The organism is uncultured Mucilaginibacter sp. (assembly GCF_903913935.1).
Lineage (GTDB): Bacteria > Bacteroidota > Bacteroidia > Sphingobacteriales > Sphingobacteriaceae > Mucilaginibacter.
This window is the reverse complement of record NZ_CAIWNH010000170.1, coordinates 1-3402: the sequence shown is the minus strand read 5'-3', so window position 1 is coordinate 3402 and position 3402 is coordinate 1. Positions and strand designations below refer to the sequence as shown.

Annotated in this window: 6 protein-coding genes; 4 read left to right on the top strand and 2 right to left on the bottom strand. The window is 40.1% G+C overall.

What is annotated here, in order from left to right; translation table 11 throughout:
• The coding region (locus tag QZY09_RS06410; RefSeq protein WP_295669765.1) for a hypothetical protein at positions 1-555 on the bottom strand (555 nt) is incomplete at its 3' end.
• Between the two features lie 128 nt (positions 556-683).
• Positions 684-1562, bottom strand: coding sequence for a ChaN family lipoprotein (locus tag QZY09_RS06405; RefSeq protein WP_295669761.1), 879 nt, complete (start codon positions 1560-1562; stop codon positions 684-686).
• A gap of 198 nt (positions 1563-1760) precedes the next feature.
• Here QZY09_RS06405 and rpmH point away from each other — a divergent pair, with 198 nt between their 5' ends.
• From rpmH to tsaB, 4 genes are all read left to right on the top strand, one after another.
• A complete protein-coding gene (gene rpmH / locus QZY09_RS06400) occupies positions 1761-1919 on the top strand; it encodes a 50S ribosomal protein L34 (protein WP_096351641.1) in 159 nt (52 codons plus the stop codon).
• A gap of 73 nt (positions 1920-1992) precedes the next feature.
• Positions 1993-2376, top strand: coding sequence for a ribonuclease P protein component (locus QZY09_RS06395; RefSeq protein ID WP_295669756.1), 384 nt, complete (start codon positions 1993-1995; stop codon positions 2374-2376).
• Positions 2373-2615: a membrane protein insertion efficiency factor YidD gene (gene yidD, locus QZY09_RS06390; RefSeq protein WP_295669752.1), complete on the top strand. Its 243-nt coding sequence runs from the start codon at positions 2373-2375 to the stop codon at positions 2613-2615. Before QZY09_RS06395 ends, yidD begins: the two co-directional genes overlap by 4 nt.
• 72 nt (positions 2616-2687) lie before the next feature.
• Positions 2688-3377: a tRNA (adenosine(37)-N6)-threonylcarbamoyltransferase complex dimerization subunit type 1 TsaB gene (gene tsaB, locus QZY09_RS06385; RefSeq protein WP_295669748.1), complete on the top strand. Its 690-nt coding sequence runs from the start codon at positions 2688-2690 to the stop codon at positions 3375-3377.
• Positions 3378-3402 lie beyond the last annotated feature (25 nt).

Genomic DNA, 3402 nt, shown 5'->3' with positions numbered 1-3402 from the left:
GATCTCATTTAATTTCAAATATGATACTACGTCGCTGGTATACCACCAGCCGCCTTTAGGTTCATAAATGCTGCGTGCTTCCACGGGTGTTTTGGAAAATGTCGAATCGGCCCATTTAATTGCCATAGTAGTAACCGCAGGCCCGCAGTTGACGGATTGAAACCGGCTTCCGTCAAACTGATCGAGGTAAAAGTTATACCCTTTGTTCTGGCTTTTTCCAGTCGTTATAGTGTCCGAAAATCCAAAATATTCCATTTCTGTTTGAATAATTAATTGGAACGCTGTTGCCTTTTGTTTGTCTGCTGAGGAAACGGTAAAAATAATTGGTTTTGAAAGATCATAAACGGCATTACTGGCAGCGCCTGTATTGTTAATGGTTGCCGTTACATGGCTGGCCAAAGTGAACGAAATAGTTATGTTGCGCAGATTTGCAGAGTCAGGCACAATAACGGTTATTGTATTCGATATGGTATCGATATTTGCGCCGGTTAATTCGCCATTAATTGCAAAATTAAGCAAGCCATTCTCCAGGGTATGGATTTGTTGTCCGGTCACCTGCTGTGATACAGGTTGAGCCTCCTTTTTACATGAAGCTGTCTGTAAAAGGAATAAAATAAAAACCCACAAATAAATTTTAATTTTCATTGGGGTAACCGTCATTTGATAAAGATATAAATAAATTTTTAAAACGTTTTGGGCACTTTAGGGTCGGTTACAATAATAAAGTCGCCACTTTTACTCAATTTTTTCCAATCGGGATTGTCAAAATTTTCATCATCGAAAGTTGCGATATTCAAGATCCTGACTTTGGGGGCGTATTTTTTCAATTGCGCCGCCGTACCCAGTTTTTCTTCGCTGTGGAAGCTGCCGTTTAACTGAAGTATTTTATAGCCCTTATGCGATTTGATAAACCTGGCAATTGACCAGGCCATAGTAGCGTCCCATAAATTTTGCGCCTGGTACATTTGCATCCCTCCCAAAGCAGCATGGCCGCCCATTATCTGTAAAAAATTGTCATAATAAGGGCCTGTGGCTGTATCAATGGGCAGTGGGGGAAGATAGGACATGCCAACGTCATTAAGCTGTTCAAGGCTTTGCAGGCCCATCCGATTGGTCATGTTTACATAACGATTTGGTGCATTGGCGGCAACTATAGCAATTTTATTAATCTTCGCCCATTCAATTAAGGGCCTGTAATCTTTGTAATTATGCCAGGCGCGGGCCTCAGTTATAAAGTTTTTTTCGCGGATCAAGCCGTCCAAATATTCGTTCAAAACATTCTGGCAATCGGTTTCAAACATCTCCATCGAGAGGGCTGTCTTGTCAGGATACTTTTGGCTTAGTTTTTTAAAAACGCTATATTCCAAAAAATGGCCCGTTGAATCGTTATGCTGTTCGCCAAAATAAAGCACATCGGCATTTAGCATCGCATCGGTTATATCGTCCAATGGCACGATTTTTTGTTTTGAAACGCTGTATATTTTATAGTGACTGGAAAGGGAATCCTGGGAGAATGTACAGAAAGGAAGGGCGATAAGTAAAAATACCGTGTATAATTTCATTAATAACTTGATTTAGTTAATTGTATAGCATTGTTGATTATTTGTTGCTTTGGAGTTCTGATTTCTAAATATACAAACTTAATTATCCAAATCAACTTAATCAACCTGCAAACCACTCAAGAAAACTATTTGAAATGAAAAAAAAATACACTACATTTGCGTCCTTGTTTTAAAAACGACGAATAGAATAAAATAGCCATGAAAAGAACGTTTCAGCCCTCACAAAGGAAAAGAAGAAATAAGCACGGTTTCCGTGAGCGCATGTCAACTGCTAACGGCAGAAGAATATTAGCAGCAAGAAGAGCTAAAGGCAGAAAAAGATTGTCAGTTTCTGACGAGCGCAGCCACAAAGCATAAAGCTGGTTGCTTTCTCCAAAACGGGGCTTGAACCGCTTATTGATATAAATCCGGTTCAAACGTAGCAACACCCATGTATACTTTTAAGAAAGAAGAACGGTTATGTAATAAAAAGCTTATTGATGAGCTTTTTCATAACGGCTCTTCTTTTTTATGTTATCCCATTCAGGTATCCTGGCTTTTTACCGATTTTACGGGCCACTATCCTGTGCAGGTTGTTTTTTCGGTTCCGAAAAGGCGTTTTAATCACGCCACCGACCGTAACCTGATCAAAAGACGTACCCGCGAAACTTACCGGCGCTATAAACAGGATCATTTATATGCCACGTTAAATGCTGCCGGAAAAAAAATTGTGCTTTCCGTAGGTTATATCGGCAAAGAAATAGCGTCATACGATCTTGCTGAAAAAAAAATGCTCAAGTTATTGAAGCTGCTAAGTGCCGAAATCGCCAAATGAAAGCAGTTACCGATATATTAAAAAAGGGAACAGGCTTTTTATTTATCCTGCTGATAAAAATATACCAGTATTTTATTTCGCCGATGACTGGCGCCTCATGTCGCTATACACCAACTTGTTCACAATACGGGGTAGAGGCGATCAGAAAATACGGCGCGTTTAAAGGTGGCTGGTTAACTTTAAAACGTATTGCAAGCTGCAATCCATGGGGAGGGCATGGGCATGATCCTGTACCCTGAATCAAGTCTTGAGTCTTGAGTTGAAAGTCATAAGTCAAAGATGCCGATTAAAATAGAATTCAAAATCTGTAAATGAGTTTGTTATTACAAATTGAAACCGCTACCACATCTTGTTCAGTTGCCCTGGCAAAGGATGGGATTGTTTTGGGTTTGAAGCAAATTAACCAGCGCAACATACATGCAGAGGTGATCACTTTGTTTGTTGAAGAATTGCTTATTTCGGCGGGATTGAAATATGATGAGTTGGATGCCATTGCGGTTAGTAGTGGCCCTGGTTCCTATACTGGTTTGCGCATAGGTATATCTACTGCTAAAGGCTTATGTTTTGCACTTGATAAACCACTTATCGCTATTGAGACCCTTGAGTCAATGGCCTATGGCCTTATCAACAGTTATGGAGCGTTAGACAATCATATGCTTTTATGCCCAATGATAGATGCCAGGCGTATGGAAGTTTTTACGGCTGTATTTACTGCAAAAGGAGTGAAAATTAAGCCTACTGCTGCTGAGATCATTGATGTCAATAGTTTTAACGAGCTGCTTGAGATAAATAAGATGTTGTTTTTTGGCGATGGCGCCGAAAAGTGCAGGGAGGTTTTAGGGGCCCATCCTAATGCAGGCTTCCTGCCTGATTTTGTTAATTCGGCAACTCATCTAACCCAAAAGGCGCTCGAAAAATTCAGGAATAGAGCATTTGAAAATGTGGCTTACTTTGAGCCTTACTATTTGAAGGATTTTATCGCCGGGAAAAAAGCTCTTTAATTTCGGATTTCGGAATTTCGATTTC